14 protein-coding genes and 1 other RNA gene are annotated in these 17,564 nt (G+C 33.2%); 10 read left to right on the top strand and 5 right to left on the bottom strand.

Translation table 11 applies throughout. From position 1 onward, the window contains the following. The first annotated feature begins 21 nt into the window (after positions 1-21). From secG to ssrA, 6 genes are all read left to right on the top strand, one after another. Positions 22-252, top strand: coding sequence for a preprotein translocase subunit SecG (gene secG / locus A9178_RS05030; RefSeq protein ID WP_068672976.1), 231 nt, complete (start codon positions 22-24; stop codon positions 250-252). A gap of 173 nt (positions 253-425) precedes the next feature. Continuing rightward, entirely contained in the window at positions 426-1,172 is a 747-nt protein-coding gene (locus A9178_RS05025) for an alpha/beta hydrolase (protein WP_068672974.1), read from the top strand. A gap of 49 nt (positions 1,173-1,221) precedes the next feature. Next, positions 1,222-3,456 (top strand): ribonuclease R, encoded by a 2,235-nt coding sequence (rnr, locus tag A9178_RS05020; protein WP_068673600.1) that lies wholly within the window; start codon positions 1,222-1,224, stop codon positions 3,454-3,456. A 208-nt stretch (positions 3,457-3,664) separates the two neighbouring features. Beyond that, a complete protein-coding gene (gene zupT, locus A9178_RS05015; RefSeq protein WP_068672972.1) occupies positions 3,665-4,471 on the top strand; it encodes a zinc transporter ZupT in 807 nt (268 codons plus the stop codon). A gap of 66 nt (positions 4,472-4,537) precedes the next feature. Then, on the top strand, positions 4,538-5,008 hold the full coding sequence (gene smpB / locus A9178_RS05010) for an SsrA-binding protein SmpB (RefSeq protein WP_068672970.1): 471 nt from the start codon (positions 4,538-4,540) through the stop codon (positions 5,006-5,008). Positions 5,009-5,196: 188 nt separating this feature from the next. Then, positions 5,197-5,562: a transfer-messenger RNA gene (gene ssrA, locus A9178_RS05005) on the top strand. A gap of 1,165 nt (positions 5,563-6,727) precedes the next feature. Here the strand turns inward: ssrA and A9178_RS05000 are convergent. From A9178_RS05000 to A9178_RS04995, 3 genes are all read right to left on the bottom strand, one after another. Next, positions 6,728-7,099 (bottom strand): hypothetical protein, encoded by a 372-nt coding sequence (locus A9178_RS05000; RefSeq protein ID WP_068672968.1) that lies wholly within the window; start codon positions 7,097-7,099, stop codon positions 6,728-6,730. Positions 7,100-7,490: 391 nt separating this feature from the next. Beyond that, positions 7,491-7,610: a hypothetical protein gene (locus A9178_RS19630; protein WP_369801949.1), complete on the bottom strand. Its 120-nt coding sequence runs from the start codon at positions 7,608-7,610 to the stop codon at positions 7,491-7,493. Beyond that, positions 7,585-7,773, bottom strand: a complete 189-nt coding sequence (locus tag A9178_RS04995) for a nucleotidyltransferase family protein (RefSeq protein WP_197482153.1) — start codon at positions 7,771-7,773, stop codon at positions 7,585-7,587. Before A9178_RS04995 ends, A9178_RS19630 begins: the two co-directional genes overlap by 26 nt. Positions 7,774-8,065: 292 nt before the next feature. Here A9178_RS04995 and merR point away from each other — a divergent pair, with 292 nt between their 5' ends. Next, positions 8,066-8,458: a mercury resistance transcriptional regulator MerR gene (gene merR / locus A9178_RS04990; RefSeq protein WP_068672966.1), complete on the top strand. Its 393-nt coding sequence runs from the start codon at positions 8,066-8,068 to the stop codon at positions 8,456-8,458. A 24-nt stretch (positions 8,459-8,482) separates the two neighbouring features. Beyond that, positions 8,483-10,123 (top strand): mercury(II) reductase, encoded by a 1,641-nt coding sequence (merA, locus tag A9178_RS04985; protein ID WP_068672964.1) that lies wholly within the window; start codon positions 8,483-8,485, stop codon positions 10,121-10,123. 907 nt (positions 10,124-11,030) lie between these two features. Here the strand turns inward: merA and A9178_RS04980 are convergent. Both A9178_RS04980 and A9178_RS04975 read right to left on the bottom strand, forming a co-directional pair. Continuing rightward, entirely contained in the window at positions 11,031-11,999 is a 969-nt protein-coding gene (locus A9178_RS04980) for an arsenic resistance protein (RefSeq protein WP_068672962.1), read from the bottom strand. A 695-nt stretch (positions 12,000-12,694) separates the two neighbouring features. Further along, entirely contained in the window at positions 12,695-14,107 is a 1,413-nt protein-coding gene (locus A9178_RS04975; protein WP_068672961.1) for a hypothetical protein, read from the bottom strand. A gap of 659 nt (positions 14,108-14,766) precedes the next feature. Here A9178_RS04975 and A9178_RS04970 point away from each other — a divergent pair. Further along, positions 14,767-15,135, top strand: a complete 369-nt coding sequence (locus A9178_RS04970; RefSeq protein ID WP_060681771.1) for an ArsR/SmtB family transcription factor — start codon at positions 14,767-14,769, stop codon at positions 15,133-15,135. Further along, the gene (locus A9178_RS04965; protein WP_068672959.1) at positions 15,128-17,518 is read left to right on the top strand and encodes a heavy metal translocating P-type ATPase; all 2,391 of its coding nucleotides are present in this window, start codon (positions 15,128-15,130) and stop codon (positions 17,516-17,518) included. The genes A9178_RS04970 and A9178_RS04965 overlap by 8 nt, the downstream gene beginning before the upstream one ends. The last annotated feature ends 46 nt before the right edge of the window (positions 17,519-17,564 follow it).

The raw sequence follows: 17,564 nt of genomic DNA, 5'->3' as shown, positions 1-17,564 counted from the left end.
AATAGGAGGTATCTTGGAAACATGTCTGGATTAGTAAATACATTATTAATTATTGATGCAATAATTTTAATTACTTTAGTTCTACTACAATCTGGAAAAAGTGCTGGACTGTCCGGAGCTATTTCTGGGGGTGCCGAGCAATTATTTGGTAAACAGAAAGCTCGTGGTATGGATTTAGTTTTACATCGTGGTACAGTAATTACTGGGATCTTATTTTTTGTATTAGCTTTTATAAGTGGATATTTAGTATAATTATATTCGACCCTTATCACTATGAGAAGTGATAAGGGTTTAATTATGATATTTAGAATTGGAAGAATAAGGGAATAGTTATTAGTGGGTGTTCAAAAGGTGGATAAAAGGACTGAGTCGGCTATTTTTACCGGACTTTTTGAACAACCTATAAAGATAGGAGATGTAACATCATGAAAATAGTTCAACCAAAACCATTTACTTTCGAAGCGGGTAAACGTGCTGTACTTTTATTACATGGATTTACCGGGCATTCTGCTGATGTACGGATGCTTGGTCGATTTCTTGAGAAAAAAGGATATACCTCTCATGCGCCGATTTATAGGGGACATGGTTTGCCACCTGAAGAGATTCTTAAATCTAATCCAAAACAATGGTGGGAAGACGTCCAAAAAGGGTTAGATCATTTAAAGGAATTAGGGTATGAAGAAATAGCTGTTGCTGGATTGTCCCTTGGGGGTGTTTTAGGTCTGAAATTGGCTTACTCCACGCCGATCAAAGCAGTAATTTCCATGTGTGCCCCTATGTTTTATGATAATGAATTTCAATTATCGAAGGGGTTTAAACTATTTGCCAAAGAGTATAAACAATTAGAAGGCAAAGATGAGCAAACCATCGAGAAAGAAGTTAACCAGTTAATGGAAGATTCATTCGATTTATTCGATGAATTAGGAGAAACTATCAACGAAGTGAGAAGTAATATTGATACAATTTATACCCCAACCTTTGTTGTGCAAGCTCGCAATGATGAAATGATAAATACAGATAGCGCGACATATATATTTGAGAACGTAGAGTCTGACGAGAAAAACATAAAATGGTATGAAAATTCTACCCATGTCATTACATTGGGAGATGAAAAAGAAGAATTGTATGAAGATATTTATCAATTTTTAGAAAATCTTCAGTGGAATGAATGAGTATAAATAGTATATGAAGCAAACAATAATTAGGAAAGCAGGTGAGAATATGAAAGATAGAATACTAAGCATGTTCAAAGAAACTGAGATGAGGCCATTGGCTGTAGATGAGATTGAGCGTGAACTTGGAATAGATGATTCTAGTGAATTTAAGGAGCTAGTCATTGCGTTAAATGAACTAGAGGAAGCTGGTGAATTAGTACGTACTAGGAAAAATAGATTTGGATTACCAGAAAAAATGAACCTCATACGTGGTAAAATTCAAATGCATCAAAAGGGTTTTGCTTTTTTAATTCCGGATGAGGAGGGATTAACAGACGTTTATATACATGCATCTGACTTAGCTTCTGCCATGAATAATGATAAAGTTCTCGTACGAATCGAGAAAACGTCTGACGAGGAAAATCGCCCTGAAGGACAAGTTATTCGTATCTTAGAAAGGGCAGTGACAAAAGTAGTTGGTACGTTTGAAGATAATCGCTCCTTTGGTTTTGTCATAGCAGATGATAAACGAATTCCAAACGATATTTTCATACCAAAAGGAAAAACAAATGGTGCAGTAGATGGACATAAGGTTATTGTAGAGATTACAAAATATCCAGAAGGACGTAAGAGTGCGGAAGGGGAAGTCATTCAAATATTGGGGCATAAAAATGACCCAGGTATTGATATACTATCGATTATTTATAAACATGGAATCACCATTGATTTTCCGGAAGAGGTTTTAGAACAAGCAGCTAACACACCAGAAACAATTTCGGAAGATGAACTCGAAGGACGTCGAGATTTACGGGATGAAATGATTGTAACGATTGATGGTGCCGATGCGAAAGACCTAGATGATGCTGTTTCTGTTAAACAATTAAATAATGGCAACTATAAACTAGGAGTATACATTGCAGATGTAAGTTATTATGTAAGAGAAGGTTCCCCTATTGATGTAGAAGCCTTTGAACGAGGAACAAGTGTATACTTAGTTGATAGGGTTATACCGATGATCCCACATCGTTTATCCAATGGAATTTGTTCTTTAAATCCACAAGTTGATCGATTAACACTAGGTTGTGAAATGGAAATTACCTCAACGGGAGAAGTAGTAAACCATGAAATTTTCCAAAGTGTTATTAGGACGACGGAGCGGATGACGTATAGTGATGTGAACAAAATTCTTGTTGACCATGATGGAGAATTGCGTAAACGTTATGAATTGCTCGTTCCGATGTTTGAAAATATGGAAAAGCTTGCGGAAATATTAAGAGGGAAACGAATGGGACGCGGTGCCATTGACTTTGATTTCAAAGAAGCAAAAGTAGTAGTGGATGAAGAAGGAAAGGCATTTGATGTTGTTTTACGTGAACGTTCTGTTGCGGAACGTTTAATTGAAGAATTTATGTTAGCAGCAAACGAAACAATTGCGGAACATTTTCATTGGATGGATGTCCCATTTATCCATCGTATTCACGAAGATCCTGATGATGGTAAACTACAAAACTTCTTTGAATTTCTTGGTGGATTAGGAATTAAAGTAAAAGGTACTGCTAATGAAGTTCACCCTCAAGCTCTTCAAAAGGTTTTAGAAGATATTAAAGGTGAACCAGAGGAAATGATTGTTTCTAAGTTAATGCTTCGTTCCATGAAACAAGCAAAATATGATCCACAAAGTATTGGACACTTTGGCTTAGCGACAGAATTTTATACGCATTTCACGTCTCCAATTAGAAGATATCCGGATTTAATTGTGCATCGCTTAATCCGAACATATTTACTTGATAAAAGGATGGACAGTAAAACCATTCAACACTGGAAAGAAAGTATGCCTGAAATAGCCCGTCATACTTCAGAAAGGGAAAGACGAGCTGTAGATGCAGAACGGGATACAGATGATTTGAAAAAAGCGGAATATATGCAAGATAAAATTGGTGAAGAGTTCACCGGGGTTATTAGTTCCGTAACAAACTTTGGTATGTTTGTAGAACTACCTAATACAGTAGAAGGTCTTATCCATGTTAGTTTCCTAACAGATGATTATTATCACTATGATGAAAGAAGCCATGCGCTAATTGGTGAACGAACGGCCAATGTGTACCGTGTAGGTGATGAAGTAAAGGTAAGAGTCGCTGCTGTTAATATGGATGAACATGCGATTGATTTTGAATTGGTTAGTGCTGGTACAAAAGCCAGAAAGAGAAAGCCGTTCAAAAATGAAAAACCTTCTAAAAATGGCCGTCCTCCAAAAAATAAGCAACAAAAGAAACATAAAAAAAATAAGAAAAAAAGAAAGTGAGCCGTCTAATTGATTAGGCTCACTTTCTTTTCGAAAAAAAATAAAACATTGGACTAATGTCCTGCATATAATACAATATTATAGATAAATAATAAGTTTTGCCTTAAGGAAAATCTGTTTGACAGCTGAATTATGGCCTTTTATACTAATTAATAACTAATTCATTATAAGGTATAATTGAAGATGCATCATGAGAGGAGTACTTCAAATGAATGAAGTAATGCTTGCTTTTTTATTGACATTATTTGCTGGGTTAGCAACCGGTGTAGGAAGTTTAATTGCCTTTTTTGCAAAAACAACGAATACTAAATTTTTATCATTCGCTTTAGGTTTATCAGCAGGTGTTATGATTTATGTATCAATGGTTGAAATTTTCTTTAAAGCAAAAGACTCATTAACGATGGCACTTGATGAAACTAGTGGCTATTGGGTTACCGTAATTGGTTTTTTTGCTGGAATGCTATTAATTGGGCTGATTGACCGATTCATTCCAAAATATTCGAATCCCCATGAAGTGAAAAAGGTAGAAGATATGGAAAAATCGACTTCCCCTATGAATGATCCAGATTTGATGAAAATGGGACTTTTTACAGCACTGGCTCTGGCGATTCATAACTTCCCGGAAGGAATTGCTACTTTTATTTCAGCATTAGAGAATCCTAGTATCGGTGTTGCAATTGCTGTTGCAGTTGCAATTCATAATATCCCAGAAGGAATTGCTGTATCTGTGCCGGTGTATTATGCCACTAATGACAAGAAAAAAGCGTTCAAACTATCTTTTCTATCTGGTTTAGCAGAACCTATTGGTGCTTTAGTAGCTTTCTTAATCCTTATGCCATTTTTAAGTGATGTATTGTTTGGAATTATATTTTCCATGGTTGCAGGTATTATGGTATTCATTTCTTTAGATGAATTATTACCTGCTGCAAAAAAATATGATGAAGCCCATATGTCTATTTATGGAGTTATAGTTGGAATGGCAATAATGGCTGTTAGTTTAATACTACTTGCCTAATCAATTGGAATTGCATCCATAATTTGATAAAATAGAATTTACGTGAGTTGTAGGAGGATACGCCTGATGCCTAAAGGACAAGGAAAAACAATTGCACAAAATAAAAAAGCGAATCATGATTATGCCATTGAAGAAACTTTCGAAGCAGGAATCGTGTTAAAAGGTACAGAAATCAAATCAATCCGCAATGGCCGGGTGAATTTAAAGGATTCCCATGCAAGAATAGATCGTAATGGGGAAGTCCAATTAGTAAACATGCATATCTCCGAATATGAACAAGGGAATCGTTACAATCATGATCCAACGAGGTCAAGAAAATTACTATTGCATCGAAAACAAATCGATCGATTAATCGGGTTGATTCAACAACAAGGCTATGCTCTTGTTCCATTGAAACTATATATAAAAAATGGTTATGCTAAAATTCTTCTCGGTTTAGGAAAAGGGAAGAAAAAATATGATAAGCGTGAAGATCTGAAGAAAAAACAAATGAAGAGAGATATAGATCGGGCACTCAAGGATCATATGAATCGGTAATGGTGCATGTCAAAAGGAGAAATTTTACGGACCATTTGATTACCTCTAATATGTAATTTCTACCAGTCCTTGATTTCTTCTTTCAATTTGTTATAATAAAGATACAAGTTAAAGCGAATGCTCATTTATCCTTGAGCGTTTCTCATTAAAGTATGTTTTCAAATCATATTTGATAACATCATTTATATGGGGACGTTACGGATTCGACAGGGGTAGGTCGAGCTTTGGTCGCGCGTCGAGGTTACGGCTCGTAAAACGTTATCGCCTAATAATAACTGGCAAATCTTACAATCAACCTGCTTTAGCAGCTGCATAAGTAGCCTAAAGCGATCCTTCCTACCATCGCCCGTGTGGTAGTCTTGAAGGGTCTCAAATGTAGCGGGCTTTTGCTTCAATCCGCAGTCTGAGGATTGTTGCAGAAATTAATCAGACTAGCCGTCTGGAAGCCTGTTGGTAGGCTGAAGGAATGGCGAATGATAATATACCAACTACACGCGTAGAAGCCTTAGTGGCGATGCCTTTGGACGTGGGTTCGATTCCCACCGTCTCCACCAATACATAAGTTGGTGGTTTTTTTGTGTTTGTGTGACGTAAAGCATAAGTTTTCCGTTTGGAAGCTTTATGCTTTATTTTTTTTTAGGAAATTTTATGCTTGATTCTTCAATTTTCTTAGCTAATATATTAAGAAATTATCATTAATATCGACAATAAAATCTAATTTTAAGATAAAATTGTAAATCACTTTACACTTATTATTGTGGTTCAGTTCATTAAGGACACAAAAAATACTTTATTGGTAATTGAATTATGGTAATAAATGAATAGTATTGAAGAATCGATGTAGGATTTTATATTACGCTTCTTCTAGATGAGGAAAATAGATAGATTTCATTTCCATAGGATATCAAATCTAATCACTTCTAGAAAGAAAAGCGTATTTGATAAATTAAAAATGGAGCCGCTTTAAGGGGATTGCATAAAAAATAAGGAAGTAATTACTTCCTTATTTTTTATGTCTGAAATACAAGTTGCACTAACATATATAATTATTTCCAAAAATATATAATTTATTCAAAGAAGGCAATCCAAAAGCCGCTGTTTCCAACCATCATCGTATTGTTCCATGTGCATCGGCATAATTAAACCATTAAACATCGTTTTTGGAAAAACATTTTTACTAGAAGATTGCCTTTCCTTTGGACTTTCCTTTCCTTTATTTTTATATTGAAAGTATAATTTAAATTTAATTGGAGATTATATGTATAAATCGTTAATTAGTTGTCTTATGAATTTCAACAAATTTGCACATACATAAAAATGTGCAAAGAAGCAAAAAGGTCAGCACTAAATACAGTGTTGGCTTTTTGCTTCTTTTCTAAGATTTTAATATAATAACGTCATAAGAATACGTATAGCAATGAGTATAAATTATTTTAATCTAAACCCGGTTCCACTGTTGGCGACAGTCTGGACACTCCCATTTTGTTACTCTGTCTTCTTCCATACTAGAAATGCCAATTTTTCTTGTGAAATGAGTTGAATTACCATAGTGCTTGCGTAACTCTTTTGGGATAGGTTTACCCTGCAAGTTTGAATTGCAGAAGGGACAATATTCAATACTATTATCCATTTTTCTCATCCTTTTAATAATATTGAGGAAGAACCACTAAAATAGTTTATCAAAGTTAATTATACTACGATTTTAAAAACTCTTCCCATCTATTTATTAAACAACTGTATCACATCTTCAACAACATCTTTGTTGTAATTTTTGTCTAACAAGCGTTCAATAACTGCTTCCAATGTTTGTCTCTTATATATATTTGTTAGTGCTTTTAGAATATTTTCTGTATCGATTGTTCCGAATTTATCTAAATGCATTTTCATCAAAGAAGCTTCACCGTCTGGTAATACAAGAATATCTTCCACTTCTTTAATAGAATATCCCTTACCAAACAAAATTTCCGCAACCTGTCTCTTTTCAATTGAGCTGACAATATAATTTAACCAGTAAAGCTGATTTTCCCTTAACGTCGTTATTTGTTGAAATTCCTCAAAAGAACCATGCTTAAAAATGTACTCAATATTCATTATATACACTCCTTGTTCATTTCATTATGAAGCAAAACAAGACCTTATATACACACTTCAAACATTATTGACTATGTTAATGAAAGACTATTCAATGGGAACTAATAAGGGCTACGGGGATAAGTAAGTAGTTTGCTGAGACCTAAACGGTTGATTCAATTTGAGGTTAACAATAAAAGTAAAAGGTACTGCTTTAATTTAAGTGAAGTGCTTAAACTTGTGGTTTCAGTACTATGTTCTTTGATGCTAAATAAAAGGTGTATTATATCTATAATTGAATAAATGGCTGAATCTTTAATTAAAATCTAAGAAATATCTTTTCAATTTGAGATGTAGGATCCTATATTGGTTATGCATTCTTAAATATGAGTTATATAATGTTTATTGTTTTTCATAGTCGGATTGCTCCATTTACTATATCTTCTTTAATGCTCCAATGAATTGAGTTTTCTGTTACTACATCTATTTTTACATCAAGTAATTCTTCAATTTCTTGTTTGAATCGAATCAAATAAATTTCGCCCTTTTTCAAACTCCACAAGTAAATTAAGGTCACTATTAGGCCCATCTTCAAGTCTTGCTACTGAACCAAAAACTTGTACATTTTTAATACCATGTTCAATTGCTATTTTTAGAATCAGGTCACGCTTTTCATTAAGAATATCATATAACACAACATATCCCTCCCATTTTTAAAAGTTCTTTGAAATCTTTATATCATGACTAAAATCTTTCTAAATATATATTTATTGGGGTCTTCGGAATATATAGTGGAATTAATTTTTTAATAGTTTAAAAACAACTGGTGTTTAAATCGGATTATCCGGTGGGATATTAGGACAATCAATAGTATCATAAAAGTATCAATCACATACGAGTGGTGCGTCGGGAGAAAAGTAAAATAGTCCAATTTGTTTGACCATGTACTATGGTACACGGTTTATAATATTCATGGGGTGAAATAATTTGATTTATCGAATTAGTGAGTTCGCAAATAAATGTGGAGTTAACAAAGAAACTATTAGATATTATGAACGAAAAAATTTATTACAAGAACCTTACCGAACGGAAGCTGGTTATCGGATGTTTTCAGATGATGAAGTAAAGCGTGTTGGGTTTATTAAACGAATACAGGAACTTGGTTTTTCTTTAAGTGAGATCTATAAATTACTTGGCGTTGTAGATAAAGATGAAGTTCGTTGTCAAGATATGTTCGAATTTGTTTCTAAAAAACAAGAGGAAGTTCAAAAGCAAATAGAGGATTTAAAACGTATTGAAACTATGTTAGATGACTTAAAACAACGATGTCCAGATGAAAAGCAATTACATTCGTGTCCAATAATTGAAACATTAACATGAGAGATTAACGAAGGGAGCTTTATTATGATTAAATTTAAGGTAAACATTCAAGGAATGACTTGTACGGGTTGTGAAAAACACGTAGAATCAGCACTTGAAAAGATAGGTGCTAAAAATATTGAGTCTAGTTTTCGTCGTGGTGAAGCAGTATTTGAACTGTCCGATGATATTGAGGTTGAAAGTGCAATAATGGCGATTGATGAAGCAAATTACCAAACCGGAGAAATTGAAGAAGTATCATCACTAGAAAACGTGGCGTTAAGTAATGAAGACAATTATGACCTTCTTATTATTGGTTCTGGTGCAGCTGCCTTTTCTTCGGCAATTAAAGCCATAGAATACGGTGCAAAAGTTGGAATGATTGAGCGTGGAACGGTTGGGGGAACCTGTGTGAATATTGGCTGTGTTCCGTCAAAAACTCTTCTTAGGGCAGGGGAAATAAATCATTTATCAAAAGAAAACCCGTTTATAGGTTTACAAACATCTGCTGGAGAAGTGGATTTAGATTCTTTAATCAAGCAAAAGAATGAATTGGTGACTGAACTTCGGAATCAAAAATATGTGGATTTAATTTATGAATATAATTTTGATTTAATTAAAGGTGAAGCAAAATTCATTGATGCTAGTACGGTTGAGGTCAATGGGACAAAGTTATCTGCAAAACGCTTTTTAATTGCAACAGGTGCATCTCCTTCGTTACCACAAATTTCAGGACTTGAAGAAGTGGACTATTTAACTAGTACAACACTACTTGAATTAAAGAAAGTACCAAAACGGTTAACGGTGATTGGTTCAGGATATATTGGAATGGAGCTTGGACAACTATTTTATCATCTAGGTTCAGAAATAACGCTTATCCAAAGAAGTGAGCGACTTTTAAAAGAATATGATCCTGAGATTTCAGATACAGTTGAAAAAGCCTTAATTGAACAGGGTATAAACCTTGTCAAAGGGGCAACTTTTGAGCGTGTTGAACAAAGTGGAGAGATAAAAAAGGTTTACGTAACAGTGGATGGCAGTAAAAAAGTCATTGAATCAGATCAGTTACTTGTTGCTACTGGAAGAAAACCAAATACGGATTCTTTAAATTTAAGTGCTGCAAATGTTGAAATTGGAAAAAATAATAAAATCCTGATCAATGATTTTGGTCAAACAAGTAATCAAAAGATTTATGCAGCAGGGGATGTGACGTTAGGACCGCAATTTGTATATGTAGCAGGCTATGAAGGTGGAATTGCTACTGATAATGCTATCGGTGGATTAAACAAAAATATAGATTTATCAATAGTTCCTGCTGTTACGTTTACAAATCCATCGGTTGCAACGGTTGGTTTAACAGAAGAACAAGCAAAAGAGAAAGGGTATGATGTGAAGACATCTGTATTACCCTTAGATGCTGTTCCAAGAGCAATTGTAAACCGTGAAACCACCGGTGTATTTAAACTAGTAGCAGATGCAAATACATTGAAAGTATTAGGGGTTCATATTGTATCTAAGAATGCAGGAGATGTCATCTATGCAGCGACATTAGCTGTTAAATTTGGCTTAACGATAGAAAATTTAATAGAAACCCTAGCACCATATTTAACAATGGCTGAAGGGCTAAAATTAGCTGCACTTACATTCGATAAGGATGTATCGAAATTATCTTGTTGTGCAGGCTAATGCAACCTTTTTACAACTACCTATTCAAGTAAACCGGCTAATAATTACTAAAGGGTGCAGTAGTTAAGCAAAGTCTACAAAAGGATTTCATACACTATTTTCCGATCACTCATTATATAAATGCTTTAAGGGATTTGCTAAGTGCATTTATGGTCACAAAAATAATTTAGCTCTGATGATTTCGATATCAAATGGACAATATGGAACAATCGATAGTCAATCCATTCTTAAAATATTAACGAAGATTTATCAGAGAGAGACTTTAGTAATGGTCATTGAACAATTGATAAATAAGAAGTGTGACAAGGATATAATAGAAGATGTTATATGTTTATTTAAAGAATAGTTTTTGGATTAGCTTAATTACTTGTATATGGTATTTAATCTATGTATACTTCGGCAGTATATTTATTATATAAATAGTGTGAATATACATAAGTATTTATAATCAAAAGTAGGAACCCTAATCTTCAGCAATCGGGTCATTTTTTTGAAGGAAACATTACGTATTATGTTAAAGGCATATATAAAATATTAGATATTATTGTATTACAGGAACAGGAGTGAGCAAAATTATATTATCAATACCCATACTATTATTATCCAAATTATACTGGAAGAACAGAAGCCGGTATGCCCATGATGCGGATGGATAAAATGAAACAAATGATGATGGAATATATGAAGATGACACAACAAATTTAGATTCAATAAAGGGAAATATCTTTGAAGGACTAAATATCATCACACTTCCTACCTGTTGGAATTACCATAATATTCTTCTTTTATGAGAAGGTCAGAAATTCAGTGAATGTCTATATCTATTACGGGCGCTCTTTTCCTAATAAAGAATAGCGCTATATCGCTTATGGGCCAGATTGTTAGATAAAATAAAGATTATCCTCAATTATATAGGATAATCTTTATTTTCACTCTTTTTCCTTGTAAAAAGTAGAACTTGCGAGACTATGGCAAGCACGGGTAATTCAATTAAAGGTCCAATAACCAAAGCTAAAGCAATAAGAGGTTGATCAGGAAATGCTGTTACAGCTATAGCCAAAGAAACAGGGGAATTCCTAGCAATAATCGTCATATTTAAACTAACTAAATCTTCATAGGAAAATCCTAAAAATTTCCCTACAAATCGTCCTACTACATAATTAATGATAAAAAATAATAAAACTGGAATAATTAGAATGTAAATCACTTCAAGGTTTTCAAGTAAGTAAGAACCTTGGGAAGCAAATATTGCCATAATAGCTAATGATAAAAAGATTATTTGAGTATTGCCAAAAAAGGGAATGATTTTGTTGTTTAAAACAGATTTTTTTCTTAATAAGAATCGTGTAAGATGAGCAATTATAAATGGGACAACTAATACAATAACTATACTTTCTATAAGCGTTGATATAGGTATCGATTCAATAGTTCCAGCAAATATTAACAAATACACTGGCAAAAGTACGACTTGCAAAATTAAATTAATCGGCAAAACAGATGTTGAAAGAGACACATTTCCTTTTGCTATGCCAGTAAACGCTAGATACCAATCTGTACAAGGTGTCACCATAAGCATAATAAAACCAATCCATAAAGCAGGATAATCAGATAAGAAAATGGAACCTAAACCCCAAGCAAATATTGGTGTCCAGATAAAATTAATGATCGTACTGGATCCTAGAAATTTAATATTTGAAAAAGCCCTTTTTAATTGTTGCAATGGAATTGTTAAAAATAACCCGTATAGCATTAACAAAAGAAACGGTGTAATAAAGTTTTCCGCATATTGTTCAATTATGTTTATCTGTCCTAATAAGAGACCTAACCCAACAGCAAATAGTATAATAACAGTTTGTAGTTTATCTAATATCCCCATAAAGAATTCTTTCCTTTCTCTAAAAACCCAATTTATAGCAAGTATAGTGCAATCACATTTTTATTTCTTTCATTTTTATTCATTATTGGGGCGATTGTTGAACAGGAATACAAATATAAAAGTACCTATTTATATGTTGGGTAACTTTAATACAAAATTTATACTGCCATTTCATACATAAATTAAATGCCAAATACATCACTTAGCATTTAATTAGAATAGTGATATATATAGTAATAAAAGTTAATAATATAAAACATTATAAGATACATTAGTGTCTTAAAGTTACTTTAAGACACCCTTATTTGGCAAGGGATTGAAGAGTTTATATGACAATTAATTTCAAGGATACTATAAATCAGATATCTATAATATGAAATTAATTAATGTAAATCAGATTTTTGTCTTAAAATATAGATATTTATACAGATACTATAAAAATTTCCTGAAATAATTGGACTTTATCCTTTTTAAAATGGCCTTATTGTGAAAGAATCAATACAGAAACAAGAGAATCGTCCTATACATTTTTATAAAAAGGTATTGTTTGAAAAATGGTCATGCCAAATAACCCTTCTCCATTAGGGCAGAAAGGCAGAATTTATATTTTATATTTTAAAAAAATTACAATTAGGTAATTCCCGTATTTTTGACCTAAAAAAAAGTAATAATAGTTTTTTAAAAAGGATACGATATTACTCGGTAATTGCTACGTAAGGATTATAAAGTAACTTTTCTCTTCTTTCTCTTTTATAGTTACTGTCCCATTTGATTTTAGTGATAGTACGTTCTTTTTGATTTAATTGCCTTTCGTTAGCAAGATAAAATACTTTATTCCTATCATTACCATAAGCTTCGGCCTCATCTTTATAGATTTTTTCTACTTTTTCTTTAAATTCATACCAAGTCTTATCTACTTGTGTGAATTGGTTATAAATGAAGCTATATGCTGCTTCTAACTCACGATCTAATATGATAAGGTTGTCGTTATATGATTCCTCCATAATGTAAGATATAAACGGTTTACTGTCTTGGATAGCATGTTTTAAATTTAAAGATTGATATGGGAATGTATTTACTTTAGTAAAATAATCATTTTTCACCTGTTCGAATAAGGATTTAAGTCTTTGTTCAATTCTAGGAATAACATAAAAGTTTTTGATTGTATTACCGAAATCACCATTTTCCATTAGGCTTTGAAAAGCATGGCTTCTATTATTGAAAAAATCCTTTAAGCCTTCACGGTATAATTGTATTCCTACATCACCGAATACCTTATATATTTTTGCTTTTACCATATGGACCTTCTCTAAGGCTTTTACATCAAAGCTGTCTAAACTACATCCAAAATCTTTTGCAATAGATTTTAAATCCTGCAAAGTTGCCAATCTTGTCATATCATAAATGTCGCAAATTTGATCTTTTGATACTAAATTTTTTGCTATACAAATATGAATGATATGGTGTTTTTCTTCTTTTTGACTCATACGTTTCTTTCTTTTACCTGTTTTTTCGGCAAAAGTATATAATCTTTCTTTTAGGTTTCTAGTGTTTTTATTTAGTTTTTCTTTGCTCACTCCAATCCGCACTTCAAAGAAACCTTTTTTAATTAAATCTAAAAGGTTGGACATCATATCTTCAAAACTAATAAAAAAGTCTAATTTTACATGCTTTGCATTGGTTCGGTTTTGATAAAGATGCTCAATAGCTAAAGAATGCTCGTGACCAGGAAGCTTTGCTGTTAGAATATAAAATAGGAATTGTAATTGGCGCTTGTATGATTTTTTATATTCATCAGATTGAAAGAATTTATACAAATTTATATAGTGGAAATTATGGTTATCAGCTGTTGAAATAGTGTTGAATTTACTATATAAGAAACCATCTTTATCCCGATAGATCCACTCAGCTTTCTCCAGTCTTCCTAATGCTTCCTTTATTAGACGCGGAGTCATAATATTAGCTGCTTCAATTTGTTCTAAGGTTACATTAATTCGTTTGTCTAAATCTGTATTTGCCGCTAAAAATGGGATTAGACGAAGAGAAACAGATGAAAGACTCTTTAATATTTTTTGTTGTTTTAACATTTCTCTACTTAACATTGTCATTACTTAACCCTCCAAAACTTGTGCAAAAAGAAAAGAACCCCAAATCTAAGAACGCCTTTGTACTAACAAAGACCTAACATAGATTTGGGGTTCTCCCTTTTTTATTATGAAATTTTGATTTTATCTTATAAAGTTTAGTGGTGCTATTATATAGTAAACAATATAGAAATAGCAAGATAAATACTAAAAATAAAATTAATACTTTACATTATAACTTCATTTACTTTCTAAAGCAAATATATAAAAATAGTATCAACACTAATATAATGAGAAATCCCATCCTTATTTTAATCGATCTGCTAAAATCAAAATAAGGACGGGATTCTATAAAATAATACAACCCAAATATATTTATCATTCTAGTGAAGAATGTTTCTAATATTCTAATATCAGTCTAACCAACTTTTTGTTATTTAAGTCATACGTGAAAACTTAGCTTTATTGAAGAAAGAATAATATTCACTTTTTCTTGAACTATTATTAGGACTATCCAAATTTTTGTGAGTCCATCTTATTAAGGCTAATAAATGAAAATTCAAGAAGATGTTATTAGAATTGGGAAATCTCAGTTCTTTTTTTAATCATTCAAGTAATCGCTTGAATATGTAACGGGAAAAAGTTATGATATATTCAAATGAATATTTGAATGAGGTGATGATTTGAATAAAAAGGATACTTGTGAAGTTTTTTGTTATGACGAGGAAAAGGTTAATCGAATACAGGGTGATTTACAAACAGTAGATATTTCTGGTATATCTCAAATGTTAAAAGCAATTGCCGATGAAAATAGAGCAAAAATCACCTATGCTCTGTGTCAAGATGATGAGCTATGTGTTTGTGATATAGCAAATATCTTAGGAGTTACGGTTGCTAATGCTTCTCATCATTTACGAACACTTTATAAGCAAAGGATTGTCAAATATCGGAAGGAAGGAAAGCTCTCCTTTTATTCGTTAAACGATAAACATATCAAACAAATTATGATGATTGCATTAACACACAAGAAAGAGGTGGAGGTAAATGTCTGAACAAGCAGAACGATTAGAATTAGAAATGACTTCCTACCGAGTACAAGGCTTTTCATGTGCAAATTGTGCAGGAAAATTTGAAAGAAATGTTAAGGAACTACCCAATGTTCAAGACGCAAAAGTTAATTTCGGCGCATCTAAAATATCCGTGTATGGTGATGCAACTGTTGAAGAATTAGAGAAAGCGGGAGCTTTTGAAAATCTTAAAGTAATGCCTGAAAAACTAAAACGGCAAGCACCAATTGTTGTTCATCAGGATAAAAATGTGTACCGGGTTGAAGGATTTTCGTGTGCTAATTGTGCTGGTAAATTCGAAAAGAATGTAAAAAAATTATCAGGGGTTCAGGATGCAAAAGTAAATTTTGGTGCGTCTAAAATCGAGGTATATGGCGATACAACCATTGAAGAATTAGAAAAAGCCGGTGCTTTTGAAAATCTTAAAGTGACTCAAGATAAACCATTAAGGGAAGAGAAACAAGAGGTTAAAGAAGAAAAAGAGCCATTTTATAAAAAACACAGCACGTTACTATATGCTACTTTATTAATCATTTTTGGTTATATTTCTCAGTTTGTTAATGGAGAAGAAAATATTATTACTTCCCTATTGTTTGCAGCAGCGATAGTAATTGGCGGATATTCACTCTTTAAAGTCGGGTTTCAAAACTTGCTACATTTTGAATTTGACATGAAAACCCTTATGACAGTGGCAATTATTGGAGCAGCTATTATTGGGGAATGGGCAGAAGGTGCAATTGTTGTTATTCTTTTTGCGATTAGTGAAGCTCTAGAAAGATTTTCAATGGACCGAGCAAGACAATCGATTCGATCTCTAATGGATATTGCTCCTAAAGAGGCGCTTGTTAGAAGAAATGGGCAAGAAATGATGATTCATGTTGATGATATTGCTGTTGGCGATATTATGATTGTGAAACCCGGTCAAAAGCTTGCTATGGATGGTGTAGTAGTAAATGGTTACTCTGCTGTTAATCAAGCGGCTATTACAGGCGAGTCAGTCCCTGTCGAAAAAACGACTGATGATGAAGTTTTTGCAGGAACATTAAATGAAGAGGGAATACTTGAGGTTAAAGTAACAAAGCTTGTTGAAGATACAACAATCTCCAAAATCATTCACCTTGTTGAAGAGGCTCAAGGGGAACGTGCGCCATCTCAAGCGTTTGTAGATAAATTTGCAAAATATTATACACCTATTATTATGATTATCGCAGGACTGGTTGCTGTTGTGCCACCATTATTATTTGGTGGGAGCTGGGGAACATGGGTTTACCAAGGGCTAGCTGTTCTTGTCGTTGGTTGTCCTTGTGCATTAGTTATTTCAACCCCAATTTCTATTGTTTCAGCAATTGGAAATGCAGCTAAAAAAGGTGTGCTTATCAAAGGCGGAATTTATCTAGAAGAAATGGGCGCCTTAAAAGCGATTGCCTTTGACAAAACGGGTACATTAACAAAAGGGATTCCAGTTGTAACAGATTTTAATGTGTTGAACAGTCAGGTAAATGCAAAAGAAATGTTATCTATCATTACTGCATTAGAATATCGTTCTCAGCACCCTCTAGCTTCAGCTATTATGAAAAAAGCAAAAGAGGAGAACATTTCCTATACTGATGTAATCGTGGATGATTTCTCTTCTATAACGGGAAAAGGAATTAAGGGGACTATCAGCGGCACGACTTATTACATTGGAAATCCGAAATTATTTGAGAATCTATCAGTCGATTTTAATAACGAGCAAGATCAACTTATTAAGACCCTTCAAAATCAAGGGAAAACTGCAATGGTTGTTGGAACTGAAAAAGAAATCCTTGCTGTCATTGCAGTAGCTGATGAAGTACGTGAATCCAGCAAGGAAATTATTCATAAGTTACATCAACTTGGAATCAAAAAAACCATCATGCTTACAGGTGACAACAAAGGTACAGCCAATGCAATTGGAGGTCATGTTTGGGTAACGGATATCCAAGCAGAACTATTGCCACAAGACAAATTAGAATTTATTAAACAATTGAGATCTAAATATGGCAACGTAGCGATGGTTGGAGATGGTGTCAATGATGCCCCTGCGTTAGCTGCCTCTACTGTTGGAATCGCAATGGGTGGAGCTGGTACAGATACTGCCCTTGAAACAGCAGATGTAGCTTTAATGGGAGACGATTTAAGAAAACTTCCATTTTCTGTGAAACTAAGCCGAAAAGCACTGACTATAATTAAGCAAAATATCACATTCGCATTAGCTATTAAATTCATTGCCTTATTATTGGTTATCCCCGGTTGGCTAACACTTTGGATTGCCATCCTTTCAGATATGGGAGCAACTCTTTTAGTCGCTTTAAATGGTTTAAGGTTAATGCGGGTAAAAGAAAATTAATATATAAATATGTGTGTGTAAAATTAAGGGCTTTTCTTGCCATTGA

Source organism: Oceanobacillus sp. Castelsardo (assembly GCF_001659985.1).
Classification (GTDB): Bacteria; Bacillota; Bacilli; order Bacillales; family Amphibacillaceae; genus Oceanobacillus.
Note: the sequence above shows the minus strand (reverse complement) of the source record. Positions and strands in the feature narration are given on the sequence as shown.